Genomic DNA, 21634 nt, shown 5'->3' on the forward strand with positions numbered 1-21634 from the left:
CTATGAAACCCTTGTTCACTTTTCTTTTTCTCTTTTCAATAGGCTTTGCTTTTGGACAAACTCAGACCAAAGGCAATCCCAAAGCGGACAGTCTGGACGTCAATCTCAGACCTGTCTATGATCTCGACAGCAACCGATACGAAATCATCAAGATCGGTAATCAGTATTGGTTCAAAGAAAACCTAAAAACTACCCAATACCGGGATACTACCCGGATTGCGAGTGGGCTGGATGATAAGCAATGGAAAGAAACCAAAAGCGGTGCATACGCTGTGTACGAAAACAACCCGATCAACAAATCGAAATTCGGCCTTTTGTACAACGGGTACGCAGCAGCATCAGGCAAGCTTTGTCCGCTCGGTTGGCATGTCGCTACAGACAAGGACTGGAATGAGCTGGAAAAAATTGTGGGCATTCCCGCCGCCGAGCTTGAACGAACAGGAGAGCGAGGGGAGATCGCTCCTAAGCTCAAAGTATCACAAGGCTGGAAAGCTTCCAGTTTCTCAGGGGACAATTCAAGCGGGTTTGGAATCCATCCGGCTGGTTCTCGCCTCGACAACGGTGAATACACTACCCTTGGCCAATACGGGAATTTTTGGACTTCTACCGTCTATGATGACCGCTATGGCCTGCTCTACCTCTGGAATCACCACGTGCATTACAATACCAATGCCGTCGGTAGAATCTACACGATTGCCAACAACGGCTACTCTTGCCGCTGTGTGAAAGACCCCGAAAAACCTGAACCCAAACCCGCAAGAAAATGAAAAAATCAGCCTTTCCCTTAGTAGTGCTTCTCTTGGCATCTAGCTTGGTCCAAGCCCAAATCCGTACTAGAACGACAAAACCCGTGACTACCCAAGAGATCACAAAAACCAATACCTTGAGTCCCTCCGGTACCACAACAAGTACAAGTTCGGTAACTCAACCCCTTACTTCCACGCAGCCGGATTCCTTTTTTGCACCCTATTATCACCAAGGCAACTGGGCAAAGCGGACTTATGAGATCAATCCCATTCATCGCAATTTTGCATTTTTCGCGTTGGACTACGATGGAAATGGAATTAAGGATATTGCCTACAGAGATTTCTATTTGGATGATCTCCTGGGATGGTTTTTTGGAAGTCCGGATGGGTTTGGCTTGGAATACAAGTCAGGGCATGATTGGACAAAATATAGTTCCATTGGTATGCTTGGCTATGAAACCGTGGAAGCGGATATCAATGGAGATCGCAAGCCTGATATAATAGGTGTGAACAATGCTAGTCGAAAAATAGGAATCATTACCTCCGTTTCTCCGCTCAACAACATCGGATATCCTGTTCACCAATTAGCCAACTCACAGATTTATACCGATCTACCCGCTTCTTTTAGTGTCGAGTTTATTCCATTTCCCGGTGACTTCAACGGGGATGGAAAGGGTGATTTGGCGCTTTGGTTTTATCAGACAGGGGAATGGCAAATCGCACTTTCCAATGGAGCTTCGGTTGATTTCACTTCCAATTCATGGATCGGTAGTTGGGGATTGGGAAAGGAAAATGCACAGCCTGTGACAGGAGATTTCAACGGAGATGGATTTACAGATATCGCAATTCGAGACAATCACAAAGGAAACTTGTCGGTGGCCTTCAACAACCGCAACCAGACCTTTAGTCCAGTAAATGGCTGTCAGGGTGAGTTTTGGATTACAGGGTGGGCAATGGATTTTTATACAGTTTTCCGATCAGGAGATTTCAATGGAGATCGCGTTGATGACTTGGCATCCTTCAATCCCACCACTGGAGTTTGGCAATATGTCCTCAATTCCGGGTCTTGTTTTCAGGGATTTTCCAAGCCTATCGTGATGGGAGATACCAATAGCTATCCGCTGGTTTCTGATATGAACGGTGATGGCAAGGCAGATTTGATTGTAGGAAATCTTGGTCCTTCTAACAACATGTCCTTTGTAGTTCTTCAGATTTCCCTCAATACCGGCAAATAGGCTGTTTAGCTATGAAGCTTTTCCTCACCTATCTTCTCCTGCTATTTTCTGTACCGGTTTTCGCACAGTCGGTTCATTCATTCGATATTGTGTCTTTTTCCCTTGCCTCCACCTGGAAAAAAGAAGCACAACAAGACTGGTTGGCTTATCGGGTAGAAAACCCGGCAAAAAAGACCTATGCCAGGATTCTGTTGTATCCCTCCTTACCTTCTTCCGGAAATCCCGAGACTGATTTCCAGAAAGAATGGAATGATCTGATTGTATCGAATTACAAACCTGGGCAGACCATCGAAGAATCTTTGTCAGACTACAAAGACGGTTGGAAGGCAAAACTCCGGGTGGCTCCATTTGTCCACAATCAGGTAAACCAAGCCGTCATTCTTCTGATGCTTACCGATGGAAAAAAGAAAATGAGCATGGTGTTCCTGACCAATACGGAGGAATTTCAGAAGGACTTTGAGGATTTTGGAAGCTCCTTGAAATTTGCCTCAGCACCTGTCCAAAGTTTGACAACTGTACCAACAAGACAGGTTTCCGGTCCACCCGCTTCGGTATCCAACCCCAAGGCTCCCGTCCAGATTGATCAAAAATTGATCGGAAAATGGAATCGTTCGGCTTCTGTTTCTCCCTTATTTGCTAATGCTGCGGAATGGGGTACTTCGGGATATACCACTTGCCGGTATGAGTTTTTTGCGGATGGGACCTATCAGTACACCGAGCGGAATTTTGGCTTTGCCTATGAAGACATCATTCTGGTCAGGGAAAGCGGGCAATACTCAGCCGATGCCGGAGTCCTAACTATCTCTCCTGCAAATACCCAGATCGAGCGATACGGAAAAAAGAATGGAGTCGATGAGTTGGGAAATCTTAAGGAGAAAAAAAGCAGGACTCCCGAAAAAGTGGCCTATCGCTACCAGTTTCACTATTTCGAAGGAATAGGAGAGTGGAATCTCGTCCTGCAGGCGGATCGGCCTACCCAGCGGGATGGGAATTTCAGTTCCAATACTACATTTCCCAATGCTTGGTATTTCGATCAGAGATTTACTGAGGTGAATCTGCTGAAGTAATCTCAAATTCCCGGATTCTGGAAAGACAGATGAATAAGTTTCCTTCCCTAAACCCTTGCGAACTATGAATTTTGACCTTCAATTTTTGAAAATATTGGGAGCCAAATTCCTTCTTGTTTTTTGTTGGGGCATCCTTTGGTCATTTCATACCATTGCCCAAACTGACTGCAATGTGGTGGATGAAATTACGCCGGTTTGGAAACGGCTTTCGCCTGATGGTTCTCACTATTTTGGACCAAATTATCAGCCTGGACCGAAGGCCTATCTGACCGCAAATTTTGATTCCAAAAAAATGGCTCCCAAGCTGGAAATTGCCCTTTCATGGATCAAAGGATATTTTGATGGAATCAAAGGTGCTCGTTACGCGGATTTTAAATTTTCCTACTGGAAGGGATTTACGCAGGAAGAATCCCTTGAGACCAACCGCTGGTATTTGGCAACCCAGCGATTGGGTTCCTATAACCTTAGGGTTTTAAGCGGAAAAACCTTTTGCAATAATGGACGGCTTGCTGAGAACGATGGTCCATCTTTGATCGATATTTCATTTAATGAATTGACTCATTTAGCTAGACCTGTGAGTGGAGTTTTGGATGCCAACGGCAATGAGGTTGTTTATCTAATCAATGGAAAACCGGCTTTTGAAATACCCAAAATCACCCGAACTGAAGGGAATGTCGATTACTATCAGTATCCGGGCCCTCCCCCCGAAACTACGGTTAATTTTTCCAATTGGGACTTTTTGGATGTTTTTGTGATTCGCAAAAATGACCAGCCCCTTTTTATTCCATTTACCCGAAAGGAAATCTTGGAGTCCAAGCTCCTGGATTTGGAAAGAATCTATTCTGAACGTAAAAAGCTTGCACTTGAATTAACCCAAGTGACCCCGCCTGAGGAGTTTGATCGGCAGCTTGAGGAGCGGATTGCAGAGATTAAAAAATTCACAGAACAAGGAGTTTGGGGTTATTCCAAGGAAAACCTGGAAAGCAGAATCCAGCTTGCCATTGATAACAACCGTGCCAGAAAGGAGGAAGAAGCCGGGAAAATCGACGCTTCCCTCGCCGAGCTCAATGAGGACTATGAAGCCTCGGTTGAGTTGATAAAGGAATACTTGATGAGTCAGCCAGCCTCTGAGTTAGCCAAGCCAGTTCGGGAATACCATCCAAACAATTTTGGAGCGGATCTGGTCAGGAGGATGATTGAAAACTTCGATAAAGAACTGACCCAAAGGGATTGGGGACAGAATCTGGAAATCGGCTACATCAATCCTGATTATTTCGATCCTAAGTTGAGTCCGGATGTCCCTCAGATGATAGCCGTGGAGTTTGTCAATTTGCAGGGAGTTCACGCGCATCTCAATCAGGTGGTCGACCGAATAAAGGAGAAAATGGATTTCAAGCCTCTTCAGGGCTTATTTCCGGCAACGAATATGGCCAGTGCTCCAGTATCCGAACCCATAAAAATGAAAGCCAAAAGTCCGGCCCGCTACCTGGAAAAGCTGGAAGAACTGGGACCGGATCCTTTCCCCAATTCAGGATCGAATTCGGCAAGTGCTTCTTTCAATATCGGAGGCCCAGGATTCTCTGCTGCACCGATACAGGTAAAGTTTCCGGAGCGATCTTCCTCACTTTCCCAGATTTCCAATCTTTCCACCTTAGCACTTTACAGCTCTTATTTGGAAGAAGTAAGGGGTAAGTTTTTGGCACAAATCACAGCCGAGCAGAAAGCGTTATTTGATCGGTGGATTCAGGAATACAGCTTGAAAACGGTCGAAGAGTTCACCCAGCTTTCCATGCTTGCCTGGGTCAATTCCAACCCCAAGGCGTCCATTTATCTGGATTTCGAGGCAGTGAAACGATTTCCTGAAAGCGGGCTTGCTGCCAATAATCTAGCAGTTCATTTGCTTAAATCAGGTAACCCCGACAGGTCATTGCCTATTTTAAACTATTGGCTGAAGGAATTCCCGGACAATTCCCTTTTGCTCGGCAATGCGGCTACTGCGAATTATTACTTAGGGGATGTAGAAAAGGCCTTCCAACTGGCCAAGCTTACGGTGGAACAGGATTCTTTACATCCCAATGCCAACAAGATATTGGCATTTGTCCATTACCGAAAGGGAGAAAAAGAACCTGCAAAGAAGGCCTCAGAACGAAGCTTGGAAGGCAGCTACGACGAGGAAGTGGTAGCTCTTCTTCAGGAAATCGACCCGGAAGGACAGGTCGGAGATGCGATTTACAAAGGAAGAAAGCGGCCTTTTACTCCTCAACTATTGGAAAAGTTCAGAATGCCCGAAGCCATCCAAGGGATCAGTGATGCAGAAGACCAATCCGATGTGATCGAGGAAGTATTGGGGTCCATAGACTTGACTTTGGCAGCTATCCCCCGAGCCACTTCAGAGGTCACCATGCAGCAAGCCGCACAAAAAAGCATCCAACAAGTCCTATCCGGTGGAGGAATTCCGATTATGCAGATGCTCAGTCAGCACCTGTTTTTCAAAAGCTTGCAGCAGTATCAGGAGGGATATTCTTGGGAGAAAAACCGGTTCGTTGATAAACTTCAGGAAATGAGGAAAACTTACGGCGCCAAGACCAGGGAGATCAACAGGAGGTACAATGCGGAAATGAGTAAGATCGAAGGCGGAGAAGATTGGGAAGGAGAAAGGAAATTGGCGGAGCTCCAGCGCTCCAAATGCCAGGAATTGAATCTAGCCTTGGATGCCTATTACAAGGAGACAGCACCCTTGATCAACCAAGCGGTGGTCAGACTCGAACTGATCAGTCGGGATCATCACAGCACGGTGGCCTATTGGGCGCCGATTTGGCTGCAATCTCAGGAGGCGGCCGATTTTCCGGGGACGCAAATCAGCTATTTGAGAGATATGCAGGAGATCTTGAAACTGTATCCTAGCGAGCTCCCCATGGATTGTGAGCTTTTTGGGGAAGAGGAGGAGGAAGAGGTAGTTCAAGGAAATCTCATGATTTGGGAGGAATATTTTTGTCCTCTAAAATTCACCGTTGGGGTTGGTATAGCAAAGGCCGGAATCAACTGTAACACCTTTTCTCTGAGTGGTGGAGAAATTTTTCAGGGTGAGTTGGAAGTAAAGTTGGATGAAAATTGGGAAAATGTCCAGGAAATAACCGTTGCAGCAGGACTTGGAGCTAGTGTGGATATTGGTTTAAAAGAAAAGTTTAAGAAAGGAGGAACTGGGATCAATCTTGGAGTAAGCACTAAGGGCTTTGTTAAATTAACAAAAGACCCAAAATCTATGGAATGGAATTTTAGGGAAGCTGATTTTGGAATAAAATCAGAGGCCACTGCTGGAGTGGTGGCAGGTAGATACGGCGCCGAAGTCAAGCTCGCTGAAAGTACCATCGGATTCCGATCCGGAATCACTTCGGACGGATTGATTCCTAAGATGATTGATCTGGCCATTTCCAATTGAGATTTTTGAAGAACTTTCCCAAAGTTTCAAACTATGGGAAAGTTCTTCTTGACTCTTTAGGAATAATCGGTGATGGAGGAGATTTTTTCGGCTGCAAACCGAAAAACCGATTTCCCCTCAAGGCTAATCTCTTGTCCTTTTAGGATTCCATTTGGAAAATCCATCGCCGCGATCGCCCAATAGGATATCTCAACTTCGGTTTCTTCTTCCAAGTGTAGAATTGATTTAATGGTTTGTTTTCGGCTGGAAAAATAGGCCAAAGCCTCCCGAGCTTGCTTAAGGAATGGTTCTTTGCCTTGAAGTGAATGGGTTTTTTGTCCCGATGAATAATTCTCAAACACAACATGCTCATCCAAAGGCTCCATCATGCCTTCAATATTCATTTGATTGTACCCATCCAAATAGGATCGAATCAATTTTTCTCTTGCTAAGGGTTCCATAAGAAAAAACAAAATGGGGCCAAGATACCCTTCAGCCCCAATCCCAAATTCTTGTGCTGAGCGAAGCCGAAGCATCGAATTATAAATTAACAATCAATTACACCGCCACCGGGGCCTTGATATGCGGATGTGGATCGTAATTGAGTAGTTCGAAGTCCTCGTATTTGAACCCGAAAATATCCTTTACTTCAGGATTGATTTTCATGGTAGGAAGCGGACGGATATCCCGGCTGAGTTGGAGTTCCGCTTGCTCCAGGTGGTTCAGATACAAATGTGCATCGCCAAAGGTGTGGATAAATTCCCCCGGGTCCAGATCACAAACCTGCGCCACCATCATGGTGAATAAGGCATAGGAAGCAATATTGAAGGGAACTCCTAAAAAGACATCTGCACTGCGCTGATAGAGTTGGCAGGACAGCTTTCCATCCGCTACGTAAAACTGGAAAATCGTATGGCAAGGAGGGAGAGCCATGTGGTCTACATCGGCCACATTCCAAGCGCTCACGATGTGCCGACGGCTGTCTGGCTTGGTTTTGATCTGATGAATCAGGTTTTTGATCTGGTCGATTTCCCCGCCTTTGCCGTCGGGCCAATGTCTCCACTGATAGCCGTAGACAGGGCCAAGATCGCCGTTTTCATCTGCCCATTCGTCCCAGATGGACACTCCGTTTTCTTTCAACCAAGTGATATTACTGTCACCACGAAGGAACCAAAGCAATTCGACAATGATGGATCGCAGGTGAAGTTTTTTGGTGGTGACTACCGGGAATCCATCAGCCAGATTGAATCGCATCTGATGTCCAAAAATGGAAATGGTTCCAGTTCCGGTTCGGTCTGTTTTCTTAACTCCCTCAGCGAGAATCCGCTTCATCAAATCGTGGTATTGCTGCATTTTTTTGCCTTATTTACTTCCGTGGCAAGTTAAGGAATCAAAGAATTTAAAAAACATTCTTTTCTGATTTGCGCTTTTAAAAATGAGTCAAAGCTTCCGATTCTCCTCAAAATCAATCTCCCGATGTTCGGAAAATCATTCTCGTATTTTCTCCTTTCCATCAGTATTGTTCTGACTTTTTTATTGGTGGTTTTCAGGCCTGAACCCAAGTTTGACTATGATTTTGAACAGTTTTTTCCTCAGGATGATCCGGAATTGGCCTTTTATCGGGGTGTGTATGAAAAGAATTTCGGAAGCGATAATGATTACCTGCTTTTGGCAATCAGCAATCCTGAAGGAGACTGGATTGATTCGGCTTTCCTTTCACGCTCAGCAAAGGTCAAAACCGAAATACAATCTCTGAGTGGAGTAGATACCCTAATTTCCATTTTTGACCTTCAGATTCCGATCATCAATGCCTTTGGATTGCAGACCTTTCCGGTTTTGGATTGGTCAAGTGGGGAAAGTATTCAAAGCTCGGCGGAGAAACTCGACCAGTTTAAAGGCTCTTTGATCGCTAAAGATGGGAGTAGCTTTTTATATCTGATTCAAAATGATCCAAAGCTTACCAAAGAAGAAGGAGACGTCCTTTTTGGGCAAATCGTACTGATTTTGGCACGTAATGATATCAAGCCTCATGCTGTTGCGGGGAAAATCCAGACCCAACGGGACTTTGTCAGCTTGATGCAACAGGAGTTCGGGTTGTTTATCGGTGCGTCTTTAGTCTTGATGTTACTGGTTTTGTTTTTGGTTTTTCGCAAACCTTGGGGCATTCTGATTCCAATTCTGGTTTTGTTGATTGGGATTTTGTGGGCATTTGGATTAATTCTTTTGGCAGACAGGCCACTCGATATCATGTCGGTCATGCAGCCTACTATTTTTCTGATTGTTGGACTGAGTGCCTTGATCCATTATTTCACGCATCTCATCAAGAAACTGAGGTTGGGACTGCCTAAAGAATTGGCTATCCAAGAAACTTTTCAAGAACTCACCTTCGCTGTTGCTTTGACGGTTTTTACAACCTCGATGGGATTTCTTTCCCTGTATTTTACCTCGATTCCAGCGTTGAAAGCCTTTGGGCTCTGGACCGGATTCGGGATTTTGATTCTATTTCTGGCCGTGTTGGGAATTGCCCCGGGTTTATTGCATGCTTTTCCGCTCTCCCAACCCAATTTCAGATTTACTTCAACAAGTGATCGCCTTCTGTCTAGTCTTTTCCAAAAAGTCATTCAAAGGCGGAAAGTGATTGCTTTTTCCTTTCTTGGTATTTCTCTTCTTGGAATTGGACTATCCTCACAGATCAAAATCAACGGCTACCTCTTGGACAATCTTCCCTTGGATCATCCCATTCAGGAAGATTTCGCTTACTTCGATCAGCAGTTTGGGGGTTCTAATCCTTTGGAACTATACCTGGAAAAAGGGACTGAAGCAGAAAGTTTATTGGACTTGGAAGTTTTAAAAGAGATGGAACAAGTTGAAGGAAAGCTCCGTGAGCTTTTTGGAGAGGGGGATTTTATTTCTCCTCTCAGCTTAATCAAAACCCTCAATCAAGCCCAAAATCAGGGAAATCCAAAAGCGTTTTCACTCCCGTCGCGTGGTCAATACTTGAGAATGGAACGCTATTTTGCACAAGCGCTGGATATAGATGGCCCAAAGGTGCTTTCTGAAAATCGGATGACTGGTCGGATCAGCGGCCGTGCTCCTGACTTAGGAAGCTTAAAGATGGGAGAACTGCGGGCCGAACTTTTAAATTTTGTGCAGCAAGAAATTGATCCGAAACTGCTCCGGGTAAAGTGGACCGGTACGGCTCATTTGATTGATCGGGGGCATGAGTCAGTGACACTACAGATGGCCAAGGGACTCGGAGTTGCATTTTTGATCGTTGGATTGATCGCAGGGTTGCTGTTCAGATCTTGGAGATTGTCATTGATCCTATTGATTCCCAATATGATTCCCCTGATTTGGATGTGTGGGTTGATGTGGCTGCTCGGGATCGAGTTCAAACTTACCACAGCAATTTTATTTACCGTGGCTTTTGGCATTGCCGTGGATGACACGATCCATTTTATGTCCAAGCTCAAGCTGGAACTGGCAAAAGGGAAAAACCTTCATTATGCGATCAAGAGGACTTTTATAGATGCAGGAAGAGCCTTGATTTTGACTTCCGTAATTTTGGTAGCAGGATTTGGGCTCTTGATTTTCAGCCAGTTTGGTGTGACGCATTTCACGGGTTTACTGATCAGCTTTTCTTTGATTTTTGCTCTGTTGGCGGACTTGATGTTATTACCTGTTTTACTTTTTCCGCTTAAAAAAGTCTGGGATCAGAAGGTCAAAGTTCTATCCCATCCCAAGTAAATCTAGCTGACACAGGATAATGATCGGAATAATCTACCTCCCGATGGGTATTGAAATAGACAGGTTTGATTTCGGGTGATGAGAAAACATGATCGATTCTCAGGAAAAAGAGCACCCGATTGTAAGTAAATCCAAATCCTCGGCCGGCTATTTCGAATGCATTTTTAAGCTTTTGACTCAACTTGAAATAAGCATAGGAATAGGGTATTTCATTCAGGTCTCCCATGAGAATTACCGGATGGGGGCTATTACTGAGATGCTCAAAAAGAATGGTCAATTGCTCATTCCGCTTGATGCTCCCGCGATGAAGTTTTCCGAGGGTTTGCCGGTATACTTGTTTGGCCTGATCGTAAGTTTCCAGGGCTTCCGCCTGAATAGCCATGGACTCTAGGTGTACATTATACACTCTGATGGTATCTTTCCCTACCCGAATGTCAGCAAACATGGCTCCATTGCTGCTCTTATTGTCAAAAACCACCCCATCGTTGAGAATCGGGTATTTTGAAAAAATAGCCAATCCGTAGGACCTTGTCCGCATATTGCCATCCACAATGTGGTATGCATGTTCATAATCCCCATTTTTCCCGAGAATTTTGATGGCATTTCTGCTCTCTACCGTAAAATCCTGATAAAATTCCTGGAGAGCCTTGATATCTGCGGGATGATCTGCCAACCAAGAAAATACATTTGGGTCATTTTGGGCAGTCAGCCTATTCTGGTAATTGAACAAGTGAACATTGTAGGTCAACACTTCCAGTCCTTCAGTTGAGTCATCTTTTTGATTAAACTGAAAACTGATCAAGAAAAATTTGTATCCGATGAGAAGGGTAATTAGGGGGAAAAGAGCCCATTTTTTCCAAGCTAAAGCCAGGACAAAGAAGAGTACCAGATTAAATCCCAGAGCGACAGGAATCAAAAAGGGAAGAAGTCCTGCATATGGAAAATTTGCCGGAGAGATAAATACACTGGAAAAAATAAATAAAGAAATGACAAAGGTTAGCCAGGAGAGGATTTTCATGCTGGAGGATTAGATTTCTGGATTTTCCAAACCAAAATCAAAAATGGTCATTTTTTGAGCAAAAAACCGATTTGATTTTGAATTGCTTTTCTTAAACGATCAGCCCCATGAATTTGGTTTATGGTTTGCTGTTCAAAATATTGGTTTGGATATGAAATTGATAGGTAGATTTGGCTTTAAAAAGGCATATCATTTGATTTAATTTTCCGTAATTACCCAAAACTGCCGATTGGATCTTTCTGAAAATCGACTCGACAAAAGAAACTGAATTATAAAAGGCAGGATTGGCAAAAAGTCAATTGCACTGAGGTCTGGGATAACCAAAAAACTACAAAACACATATGAAGAAGCTCTCTACATTTTCGATCTGGGCCTTTGCCATTGCTTTTGCAGTGGCCTGTCAGCCCAAGTCCTCTGAAAATGCTGAAAAAATGCAGGAAATGCCTGCAGAGGAACAGACTGCGGAACAGCGACCTAGTCCTTTGGAAGTCAAAGAGGGACAGATCGCAGGCAAATCCATTAAAGTACAGTATGGTTCGCCTGCCGTGAAAGGAAGGACGATTTGGGGCGATTTGGTTCCTTACAACGTAGTTTGGAGAACAGGAGCCAATGAAGCTACTTACATAGACATTCCACAGGAAATCAAAGTGGAGGGAAAAACACTTGCTCCGGGTAAATATTCGATTTTCACCATTCCAAAAGAATCCGGGGCTTGGACGGTGATTTTCAATTCGGATTGGGATCTGGAGCATGGTCATTTTCAACATAATGAAAAAAATGATGTGTTAAGGGTCAACGTGTCACCTGTTTGGGAAAATACATCCGCTGAGAGACTATCCATCGATATCGAGTCCCCCGGGCTTGTGATCCGTTGGGAAAAATTGAAGCTCCCTATAACAATTAATTAAAACAGACAAAAAATCCCTGAACGTACTTCAGGGATTTTTTTGTGGATAAATTTGTATTTTTTGTAGATTCATTGGCTTTTATTGACCTCTCGCCTTTTAAAAAATTGTGATGTGACTCCTAAAAATCCTCGAAAACCTCCGAATCTTGGTAAACCAAAATTAGGCGCGCTTGTCATTTGTGCTCTGAAAGGCCTCAAAATCAGTATAACCCATGTTTAAAAATTGGTACCAAAAGTCAGTTTTTGATCTTAATCCAAACTATCCCACTGTCTTTTGACATAGCAGTTATCAAGAAAAATAAAAACCTTATGAAGTATAGTTCATTCGTTCTGGTTCTTGTACTCACAGCAGGATTGGCATTCCTGGTTTCCAGGCCATTTGGTCAAATCCCGCCCTTGGCACCACTCCTCGATCCCTATCATGGGTTTTGGCAAAACTCCTTCAGCGAAGATCAATTAGCAGAGGATGAACTTTCCATGAATAATTTAACAGGACCTGTAGAAGTCGTTTATGACGAAAATTTAATCCCCCACATTTTTGCCCAAAACGATCTCGATTTGTACAGAGCTCAAGGATATATCACGGCCAAACACAGGCTTTGGCAGATGGAGTTTCAGACGATGGCTGCAGCGGGCCGAGTTTCAGAAATCGTAGGTCCAATAGCAATCGATCTGGATCGGATGACCCGTAGAAAGGGACTTGCATTTGGAGCAGAATTAGGTTTTAAATTTCTTCAGGAAAAAGACCCTGAAACCCTGTCCTTGGTAGAGGCCTATGCCGATGGGGTCAATCAATACATCGCACAGCTCACCGATGCCAGACTTCCGGTAGAGTATAAAATTTTGAATTACAGACCGGAACCTTGGTCTGCCTACAAATCCTTGCTATTGCTCAAATACATGTCTGACATGCTGGTAGGAGATCGGGACCTGGAATATTCCAACCTCAGGAAAATACTTGGAGAAGCCGGGCTAAACAGGCTGTATCCTGATTTTCCAAAAGAAAATGACCCGGTCATTGAAAAAGAAAGAGTTTGGGATTTTCAACCTGTGACCGTGAACAAACCAGACAGCATTGCCTATCCTGATGATGCCTTGACTATGGGGGTACTGCCTCAGCCCACTGAAGGTACCGGGTCTAATAACTGGGCAGTAAGCGGGAGCAAAGCCAAAAATGGAAATCCGATTCTGGCAAATGATCCTCACTTAAGCCTCAATCTCCCATCCCTCTGGTATTCGATGCAATTGAGTACTCCAGAGCATTCCGTGAAAGGAGCCACGTTGCCGGGAGCCCTCGGTGTGATCTCCGGATTCAATGAACATATCGCTTGGGGTGTCACCAATGCAACGAGGGACACAAGAGATTGGTACAAAATCACTTTCAAAGATGATGCACGCAATTCGTACAAATACGGCTCAGAGTGGAAGGCTACCGACTTCAGAATTGAAGAAATAAAGATTAAAGGCGAAAAAGCCTTTATCGACACGGTTGTGTATACTCATTATGGGCCGGTAGTTTATGACCGGACATTCAAGACAGACCGACAAGATGTGAATTTTGCCCTGCGATGGGTAGTGCATGAAGGGTCCAATGAGCAGCGGACATTTTTAATGATGAATAAAGCTAAGAATCACGGCGATTACCAAGCGGCTTTGGACCATTATTCCGCACCTGCACAAAACTTCGTGTTCGCCTCCAAATCAGGGGATGTTGCGATGCGGATTCAGGGGAAATTTCCCTTGAAATGGGCTCAGCAAGGTAAGTTTCTCATGGATGGAGCTGACCCGATGATGGAATGGCAAGGCTACATCCCTAATGAACATAATGCGAGCACCTTGAATCCTCCAAGAGGATTTGTTTCCTCCGCCAATCAGCACCCGGTAGATCCCAGCTACCCATATTATGTGTTTGATCATACCTTTGAACATTATCGAAATAGAAGGTTGAACCGAAGACTCACTGAGTTGAACCAAATCACGGTGGAGGATATGAAAGGTCTTCAGTTTGACAATTACAATCTGCAGGCAGCTGAGGCACTTCCAGTGATGATCAATCTTTTGGGTACTCATCAAGTTGAATCGGCTGAAGCAGAAAAGTATTTGAATGAGCTCAAATCTTGGGATTATTTTGCAGATCCAAGCAAAAAGGGACAAACACTCTATTCCATTTGGTTTGCAGAAACAGCGGAGAGCATTTGGAGAGATTTAATGAAAAATGAGGTTCCTTTGGTTCGCCCAACTAACTATCAGACGATCGAATTGATGACCGGATCTCCTAATGATCCCATTTTTGATATCAAAGGAACAGACCGGATTGAGACAGCCGCGTCACATGTTCAAATAGGATTTGATTCGTTGCTGGTAGCCATGAAAAAGTGGGAAGTAGAGGAAGGTGATTATTCATGGGCCAATTATAAGAAAACCACCATTCAGCATTTGGTTCCCACTTTTAAATCATTTTCGGCGACAAACATTTACACAGGTGGAGGTTCGGGAATATTGAATGCCACGGGAAGCAGGCATGGAGCGAGCTGGAGAATGGTGGTGGAATTAGGGGAGACGATGCAAGCCTTTGGCATCTATCCCGGGGGACAATCCGGAAATCCCGGAAGCAAGTTTTACGACAATTTCATCTCTGTTTGGGCAAATGGGGAATACCTCAATTTTAATTTGAGATCCAAAGAACAAACCGAAGGAGTTCTATTCAAAACTGTATTTAAAAAAGACTAGGCATGCGATTTATCTTCTTGACTATTTTAACAGCACTTCTTGTTGTTTTCTTGAATCCCATTGCTCCTTATTGGGCTGTAATGTTGGGAATTGGGGTAGTAAGCGCGCTTATTTACCCCAATGGTATCGGTGGATGGATGGGAGGTGGATTGGGTATGGGATTGACTTGGCTGGGACAAACCATTTACCTGGGGATCATCACCTCCAGTAGTCTACCCAATAAAATGGGGGAACTTATGGGGCTAGGTTCCGGGATGAGTTTAATTGGAGTCACAGCAGTTTTAGGTTTTATTCTTGGGGGCTTTAGTGGATGGACTGGGGTTTTATTCCGCAATATGCTTCAAAAGCAAACAAAGGACATCTATAGAGGGTAAAAAAGCCATCTTTAAAAAATGCTCTTTTTTATACGAAAAGAGCATTTTTATTTTTGCAATTTCCCGAAATGAGTACCTTTGTTACTCATTCTAGAAGATTTTTTATGCTGGAATCATTGATCACCTCTAAGACAAGACTGAGGTTACTTATTAAGTTTTTTGTGAACTCACAGAATCACAGTCACCTCCGTGGATTAGCGGAGGAGTTTGGAGAATCAACCAATGCTATTCGGAAAGAACTTAACAACCTTACTCAAGCAGGAATTCTTATTTCCCAAAACGAGAAGAATAAAATTGAGTACAAGGCAAACGAAAGGCATCCCTTCTACACCAACATCCGGGATATTATCCGAAAGCATTTGGGTTTGGATATGCTTTTGGAGCAAATCTTGGATAGAATGGGAGAGGTAGAACAGGTGGTTTTGACGGGTGATTTGGCCAGAGGTAGCGATACCCGAGTAATCGACGTCTTGGTGGCCGGGGAGAATCTTAATGATGAATATATCAATCACCTCACCCGAAGAATTGAGCAATTAATCGATCGTAAAGTGATTTTCACCTTGGCATCCGGAAGGGTTTCTTCAGGAGGCTTGGTTCTTTTTGACCGTCAGGCAGGAGTATAACCTTGCCTATTTATGAAAAAAAATGCCTGGTAGGTTCCGAAGAAAATGGGACTGAAAGGGCGAAGCTGTATCAAGTATGATTCGATTCTTTATTCAAAAAAACACACATTTTCTTACGTTATTTGCCTTGCTGATAAAACAATTCCCCAAGATGATTGGATACCGTTTTAAATTTGGAACCTGGGTACTGCTGTTTTTTTTCACATTATTTGTTTTTGATGTTGCGGCCCAATCGATGGCGGATATCCAAAATATAAAGGTTGACAATTTGTCTGACTCCCAGATAGAGCAATTGATCAAAAGAGCAGAGTCAGCAGGAATAAATGAAACGCAACTTGAGGCCTACGCTCTCGAGAGAGGCATGCCCCCGATGGAAGTTGCAAAATTGAGGGACAGAATCAGGCAACTGAAAAGTGGAGCAGGTCAGTCAAGATCAGGTCTGTCCAGAGATGGGGCCCAAGGAATTCCAGGTGCCTTGAGAGAGATTGAGGGGTTTGAAATAGATCCCAAATTATTTGATTCTTTAAGAAAATCTGACCCTTATTATGATCTGACACCAATTCAAAAGAAGATTTTTGGTTACAAACTTTTTCATAATCGCGAATTGAATTTCAATCCCAGTCTAAACATTGCCACTCCTCCTAACTACGTCATAGGAGCAGGAGATCAACTTTTAATTGATGTATATGGATATTCCCAAGAATCTTTTGATCTGACGGTTAATCCCGATGGAAAGATCAATATTCCTAACATAGGGCCTATTTCTGTTGGTGGATCTTCCATTTCAGCAGCTACCGCACGCATCAAAACTTCACTGTCCAGAATTTATTCAGGTATGCAGGGAAACAATCCCAATACCTTCCTTGAAATCCGCTTGGGAAATATTCGAACCATCTCTGTATCAATTGTCGGTGAATTAGTCAAACCGGGAACCTACACACTTCCCTCTTTTGCCTCAGTTTTTAATGCCCTTTTTGCCGCTGGAGGACCTAATGAAAACGGTACTTTTAGAGCAATACAAGTTTATCGGAATAACAGACTTCTTCAAGAAGTCGATGTTTATGATTTTTTAATCAAAGGTGAAAATACCGGCAATGTTTTGCTCAATGACAATGATGTAATTATTGTCCAGCCTTTTCGAAACAGGGTTGAAGTATTAGGTCCGGTTAGAAGAGAGGGATTGTTTGAAATGAAGGAAGGTGAAACCTTACAGGACCTTATCCGATTTGTGGGCGGATTTGCAAGCAATGGATATAAAGAGCGCGTGACAATAAGGAGAACCACCGATACACAACTTTTGGTGGAAGACGTGGCTAAGGAAGATTTTGATAAGTTTTATCCCAAAGATGGGGATGAAGTTAAAGTGGGAGAACTATTGAACCGATTTGAAAATCGGGTCCAATTATCTGGGGCTGTCAACAGACCGGGAGAGTTTGCCATTCCTGAATCTGGAATTGGAGTGAAGGAGTTGATCCAAAAGGGAGAAGGGCTTAGAGGTGATGCGTTTACCAAAAGGGTGCTGCTTTACAGAACCAAGGAAAATTTGACCTTGGAGGCTCTATCCCTGGATTTAGAAGGGATAATGAACGGCTCCTTGCCAGACGTTCAGTTACGAAGGGAGGATATATTGAATGTGCCCAGCATATATGATTTGAGAGAGGAATATTATATCCAAATCTCCGGCGAGGTTAATTTTCCAGGTGCCTATCCTTTTGGCGAGAATATGACGGTAGCAGACCTTATTGTCAAAGCAGGTGGATTAAAAGAGGCTGCATCTAATTCCTCCATTGAAATTGCCAGAAGAGTCAGAAATGACATTTCAGGTAAAATAGCCGACTTGATCACTTTAGAAGTAGACTCTGATTTAAAACTCAAACCGGGGGAGTCCTCCATCCGCCTTCAGCCATTTGATCAGATTTTTATCCGAAAGAGTCCGGGATTTCAAAGGCAAAAACTGGTAACCGTGGAAGGTGAAGTGTTTTTTCCGGGAGAATATTCGTTGAGTAATGCCAATGAACGCATCTCCGATTTGATCAAACGAGCAGGAGGATTGAACCAGTTTGCCTATGCAAAAGGCGCAACGTTGGTAAGGAGGACTGAGTATTTTAAAGAAAAGTCAGATTCTGAATTAAAAGAAGAAAACCTGAGAACACTGAAAGAAAACCTTGAAAAGAATAAGGAAAATCTGAATGAAGCGGAACAGATTCAATTAAAGCGGATTGAGGAAAAAATTAAGGAAATTGATGATCAGAAATTTGCTGAAGAGCTTCTGAAAAAGAAGTTGGAAGATCAAAATCCAGATTTAAGGCTTAATCGTCTGTTGGACGTTTCTGATTCCTCCAAGGTGAAAATTGAATTCAAAGAGCAGGAATTGGTTGGAATCAACTTGCAGTCCATTTTGGATAATCCAGGGTCATCCCAAGACCTCATACTTTTAGAAGGAGATATCATTAGAGTCCCCAAAGAGTTGCAAACCGTGAGAATGAGGGGGCAAGTTCTTTTCCCAACTACGGCAAGATTTGAATTGGGAAGAGGATTTAAAAGGTATATAAGCAAATCTGGAGGATTTACCGAGTCAGCTAGAAGGTCAAAATCCTATGTGGTCTATGCCAATGGAGATGTTAAAAGGACCAGAAGTCTGCTTTTTTATAAGTTCTACCCCAATATTGAGCCAGGTGCAGAGATTATAGTGCCTCAAAAACCGGAGAAACCTCCAATCGGACCTCAACAGTGGGTTGCCATCGGTACAGGTTTAGCAACCTTTGGTTTGGTCTTGATTCAGATCATAAATCTTGCTAATACTCCTTAAGATTTCTGAATATCAAAATGAGAAAAAGTGTAAAAGAAGTATTTGCAACCGATCAGGTTAAAGTCGTTGATATCTTTTCTCTTGTATTTGAGAAAAAAAGGATCTTGTGGATTTCAACCTTGGTTATATTCTCTTTGGGTATGGTATATCATTTCTTTTCTACCAAAGAATTTGAGTCGGTTTCTGCCAAACTTTCAGAGACAAAAGAGGGAGGAAACCTTGGCGGATTAGGTCAAATATCAGGTCTTGCAGGTTTGGCAGGTGTTTCCCTTCCTGGGGGTGGGAATGACCTGGATGTGACTTTTCCTCCTGAACTTTACCCTCGTTTGGTGTATAGCCCTGAATTTTTAAAAGATATCCTCGATGAAGAATTATATTTTCAGAACATTGGAAAAAGAACAACTCTAAGAAGCTATCTGATCAGCGAGCGTCCGCGAAACTTTGTTGGAAGAATAAAAGATAAAATCACAGAAACACTCCGCAATGCTGCATCTACTGTGACTCCAACCTCAATTGCCGGCAATCCTCCATCGGAGCAAATGGAAGGGACTGAAAAGCCTAGATTTTTATATCTAAGTCCTGTTGAACAAGGCCTTATAGGGTTTTTGAGTAAGAAAATAAAAATTGAAGTTGATGGGAAGGTGATCAATCTTTCGGTCAAACTTTCGGACCCGAATGCTGCAGCAGAATTGAACGGCTTGGTATTTAATAAAATTATAGAGTTTGTTACCCAGTATCGTACTGAAAAACAGAGGGTTAATCTTTCATTTGTGGAAAAAAGAACAAAAGAAGCTGAAGAAAACTTTCTTAAAGCACAGGTTAGATTGGCATCTTTCAGAGATTCTAACCAAGGTCTTATTTCCCAACAAGCTAGGTCAAAAGAAGAACAGCTTCAAGCAGAATTCAGCCTTGGCTTTAATCTGTATAATGGAATGAAGCAGGAATTAGAAAATGCAAGACTTCAATTAAAAGACAATACTCCCATTTTCACTTCCTTTATTGAGCCATCTTTTCCCAATAGGGCTTCCAATCTTTCCTTTGTGGCCATGTTATTTCTCAGTGGTTTTTTAGGTGCGTTTATCGGAATTCTGATTGTTGCAACTAAACTCTTTCTTGAATACCATTGCTAACCATCTCTTGTCCGTAAGCCGATTCATGAAGATATCATTAGAAAATAAAACCAAATCCATCCAAATGGTGGATCTCCGTACACAGTATGACCGGATTAAATCCGAAGTAGATCAAGCCATACAAAATGTTTTAAACAGTACTGCCTTTATCAATGGTCCAGAAGTAAAGCTTTTTGGTGAAGAATTGGCAGAGTATACAGGTGCCAAATATGTAATTCCTTGCGCTAATGGAACGGATGCGCTGCAAATAGCGATGATGGCCTTGGATTTCAAACCTGGTGAGGAAGTTATAGTACCTACTTTTACCTATGTAGCGACCGTAGAAGTAATCGCGCTATTGGGATTGAAACCAACGTTTGTGGATGTTTTACCGGATACCTATGAACTTGACCCTGCTGGACTTGAAAAAGCATTGGGACCCAAGGTGGTAGGAATTGTTCCCGTTCATCTTTATGGTCAGTGTTCCAACATGGAGTACATTCTCGAATTTGCTAAAAAACATGGTCTGAAGGTAATCGAAGATACAGCCCAGGCTATCGGAGCGGTTTACACCTTCTCTGATGGGAAAAAGGCCCAAGCAGGAACGATGGGGGATGTAGGTACTACCTCTTTTTTTCCTTCAAAGAATCTGGGTTGCTTCGGAGATGGCGGGGCTATGTTTACCAATAATTCTGAACTTGCCGAGAAGCTCAGAATGATCGCTAACCATGGTCAGAAAAAGAAATATTACCACGATTCGATCGGTGTAAATTCCCGTTTGGATACGCTTCAAGCGGCTATTTTGAGAGTCAAACTCCAACACCTCAACAGCTATTCTGCTTCAAGAAATGAAGTAGCCGACCGCTATGATCAGGCTTTCGAAAATCATCCCAATATCCGCCCACCCAAAAGGGCTGCAAATTCTACCCATGTCTTCCATCAATATACGGTGCAGGTAGAAGGAGCTTCGAGGGATAAATTGAAAGACTATTTGCAGACCAAAGGAGTGCCGTCAATGGTTTATTATCCGGTCCCTCTACATCTTCAAAATGCCTATCTGGAATTCGGATATCAATTCGGAGACTTTCCTGTAGCTGAGATGCTATGCAAAAAAGTACTTTCCCTACCTATCCATACAGAAATGAAAACTGCTGATCAGGAATATATCATTCAGTCAGTTTTGGACTTTTTTAATTAAAGCATTCAAATCATATAGAGATATCTATGTCAAGCGACCAAAAAGAATTTTATGCCCATGAAACTGCCGTCATTGATGAGGGTTGTGAAATAGGCAAGGGAACCAAAATCTGGCATTTTTCTCACATTATGGCCAAATGCAAAATCGGTGAAAACTGCAACATTGGCCAAAATGTAGTGATTTCCCCGGAAGTGGTTTTGGGCAAAAATGTGAAAGTTCAAAACAATGTGTCGATCTATACCGGTGTCACCTGCGATGACGATGTTTTTTTAGGACCATCCATGGTCTTCACCAACGTAATCAATCCCAGAAGTGCAGTGAACAGGAGAGGGCAGTATTCCAAAACCCATGTTGGAAAAGGTGCATCCATCGGGGCCAATGCCACAATAGTCTGTGGACATGACATCGGTGAATTTGCCTTTATTGGTGCAGGGGCTGTAGTAACTAAGACCATTCCTGCTTATGCTTTGGTGGTAGGAAATCCTTCCCGTCAAATCGGCTGGATGAGTGAGTATGGTCATAAATTGGTTTTTGACAAGGAAGGAAAAGCGATTTGTCCTGAATCAGGAGAAGTTTATTATTTGAAAGAAGGACGTGTTTTGAAGTCAAATCCCTAATTATTTAACAACAAAGGTGAAATTCGCACTGCGAAT

The 21634-nt window shown here is 43.1% G+C and carries 16 protein-coding genes; 13 read left to right on the top strand and 3 right to left on the bottom strand.

The features are described 5' to 3' along the window. The first annotated feature begins 2 nt into the window (after positions 1-2). The 4 genes from CLV31_RS17430 (at position 3) to CLV31_RS17445 (ending at position 6487) form a co-directional block, all read left to right on the top strand. The gene (locus CLV31_RS17430; RefSeq protein WP_111394355.1) at positions 3-767 is read left to right on the top strand and encodes a fibrobacter succinogenes major paralogous domain-containing protein; all 765 of its coding nucleotides are present in this window, start codon (positions 3-5) and stop codon (positions 765-767) included. After that, positions 764-1981 (top strand): FG-GAP repeat domain-containing protein, encoded by a 1218-nt coding sequence (locus CLV31_RS17435; RefSeq protein ID WP_111394356.1) that lies wholly within the window; start codon positions 764-766, stop codon positions 1979-1981. The genes CLV31_RS17430 and CLV31_RS17435 overlap by 4 nt, the downstream gene beginning before the upstream one ends. A gap of 11 nt (positions 1982-1992) precedes the next feature. After that, positions 1993-3048, top strand: a complete 1056-nt coding sequence (locus CLV31_RS17440; protein WP_111394357.1) for a hypothetical protein — start codon at positions 1993-1995, stop codon at positions 3046-3048. Positions 3049-3112: 64 nt separating this feature from the next. Further along, the gene (locus tag CLV31_RS17445; RefSeq protein WP_111394358.1) at positions 3113-6487 is read left to right on the top strand and encodes a tetratricopeptide repeat protein; all 3375 of its coding nucleotides are present in this window, start codon (positions 3113-3115) and stop codon (positions 6485-6487) included. 56 nt (positions 6488-6543) lie between these two features. Here the strand turns inward: CLV31_RS17445 and CLV31_RS17450 are convergent, their stop codons facing one another. Then, positions 6544-6927, bottom strand: a complete 384-nt coding sequence (locus CLV31_RS17450; protein ID WP_146250923.1) for a nuclear transport factor 2 family protein — start codon at positions 6925-6927, stop codon at positions 6544-6546. A gap of 97 nt (positions 6928-7024) precedes the next feature. Further along, on the bottom strand, positions 7025-7819 hold the full coding sequence (locus tag CLV31_RS17455) for a thymidylate synthase (protein ID WP_111394360.1): 795 nt from the start codon (positions 7817-7819) through the stop codon (positions 7025-7027). A gap of 123 nt (positions 7820-7942) precedes the next feature. Here CLV31_RS17455 and CLV31_RS17460 point away from each other — a divergent pair, with 123 nt between their 5' ends. Further along, positions 7943-10213 carry an efflux RND transporter permease subunit gene (locus CLV31_RS17460; RefSeq protein WP_111394361.1) on the top strand — a complete coding sequence of 757 codons (2271 nt, stop codon included), beginning with the start codon at positions 7943-7945 and terminating at the stop codon, positions 10211-10213. On the opposite strand, the gene CLV31_RS17465 is transcribed toward CLV31_RS17460, so the two are convergent. Next, positions 10188-11231: an endonuclease/exonuclease/phosphatase family protein gene (locus CLV31_RS17465; RefSeq protein ID WP_111394362.1), complete on the bottom strand. Its 1044-nt coding sequence runs from the start codon at positions 11229-11231 to the stop codon at positions 10188-10190. The genes CLV31_RS17460 and CLV31_RS17465 overlap by 26 nt on opposite strands. Positions 11232-11572: 341 nt before the next feature. Between CLV31_RS17465 and CLV31_RS17470 the strand changes: the two genes are divergently transcribed. The 8 genes from CLV31_RS17470 (at position 11573) to CLV31_RS17505 (ending at position 21598) form a co-directional block, all read left to right on the top strand. Beyond that, a complete protein-coding gene (locus CLV31_RS17470) occupies positions 11573-12139 on the top strand; it encodes a DUF2911 domain-containing protein (RefSeq protein WP_111394363.1) in 567 nt (188 codons plus the stop codon). Positions 12140-12447: 308 nt separating this feature from the next. Further along, positions 12448-14868 (top strand): penicillin acylase family protein, encoded by a 2421-nt coding sequence (locus CLV31_RS17475; protein ID WP_111394364.1) that lies wholly within the window; start codon positions 12448-12450, stop codon positions 14866-14868. A gap of 2 nt (positions 14869-14870) precedes the next feature. Then, a complete protein-coding gene (locus tag CLV31_RS17480; RefSeq protein ID WP_111394365.1) occupies positions 14871-15242 on the top strand; it encodes a hypothetical protein in 372 nt (123 codons plus the stop codon). Positions 15243-15403: 161 nt separating this feature from the next. Continuing rightward, complete coding sequence (locus CLV31_RS17485) at positions 15404-15865, top strand: ArsR family transcriptional regulator (RefSeq protein WP_317048787.1); 462 nt, start codon at positions 15404-15406, stop codon at positions 15863-15865. A gap of 151 nt (positions 15866-16016) precedes the next feature. Next, entirely contained in the window at positions 16017-18674 is a 2658-nt protein-coding gene (locus tag CLV31_RS17490; protein ID WP_111394367.1) for an SLBB domain-containing protein, read from the top strand. Between the two features lie 17 nt (positions 18675-18691). Then, the gene (locus CLV31_RS17495; protein WP_111394368.1) at positions 18692-19804 is read left to right on the top strand and encodes a hypothetical protein; all 1113 of its coding nucleotides are present in this window, start codon (positions 18692-18694) and stop codon (positions 19802-19804) included. Positions 19805-19829: 25 nt separating this feature from the next. Beyond that, positions 19830-20981: a DegT/DnrJ/EryC1/StrS family aminotransferase gene (locus tag CLV31_RS17500; RefSeq protein WP_245943436.1), complete on the top strand. Its 1152-nt coding sequence runs from the start codon at positions 19830-19832 to the stop codon at positions 20979-20981. A 26-nt stretch (positions 20982-21007) separates the two neighbouring features. Further along, complete coding sequence (locus CLV31_RS17505) at positions 21008-21598, top strand: acyltransferase (protein WP_111394369.1); 591 nt, start codon at positions 21008-21010, stop codon at positions 21596-21598. Positions 21599-21634 lie beyond the last annotated feature (36 nt).

The sequence above is a fragment of the Algoriphagus aquaeductus genome, assembly GCF_003253485.1.
Lineage (GTDB): Bacteria > Bacteroidota > Bacteroidia > Cytophagales > Cyclobacteriaceae > Algoriphagus > Algoriphagus aquaeductus.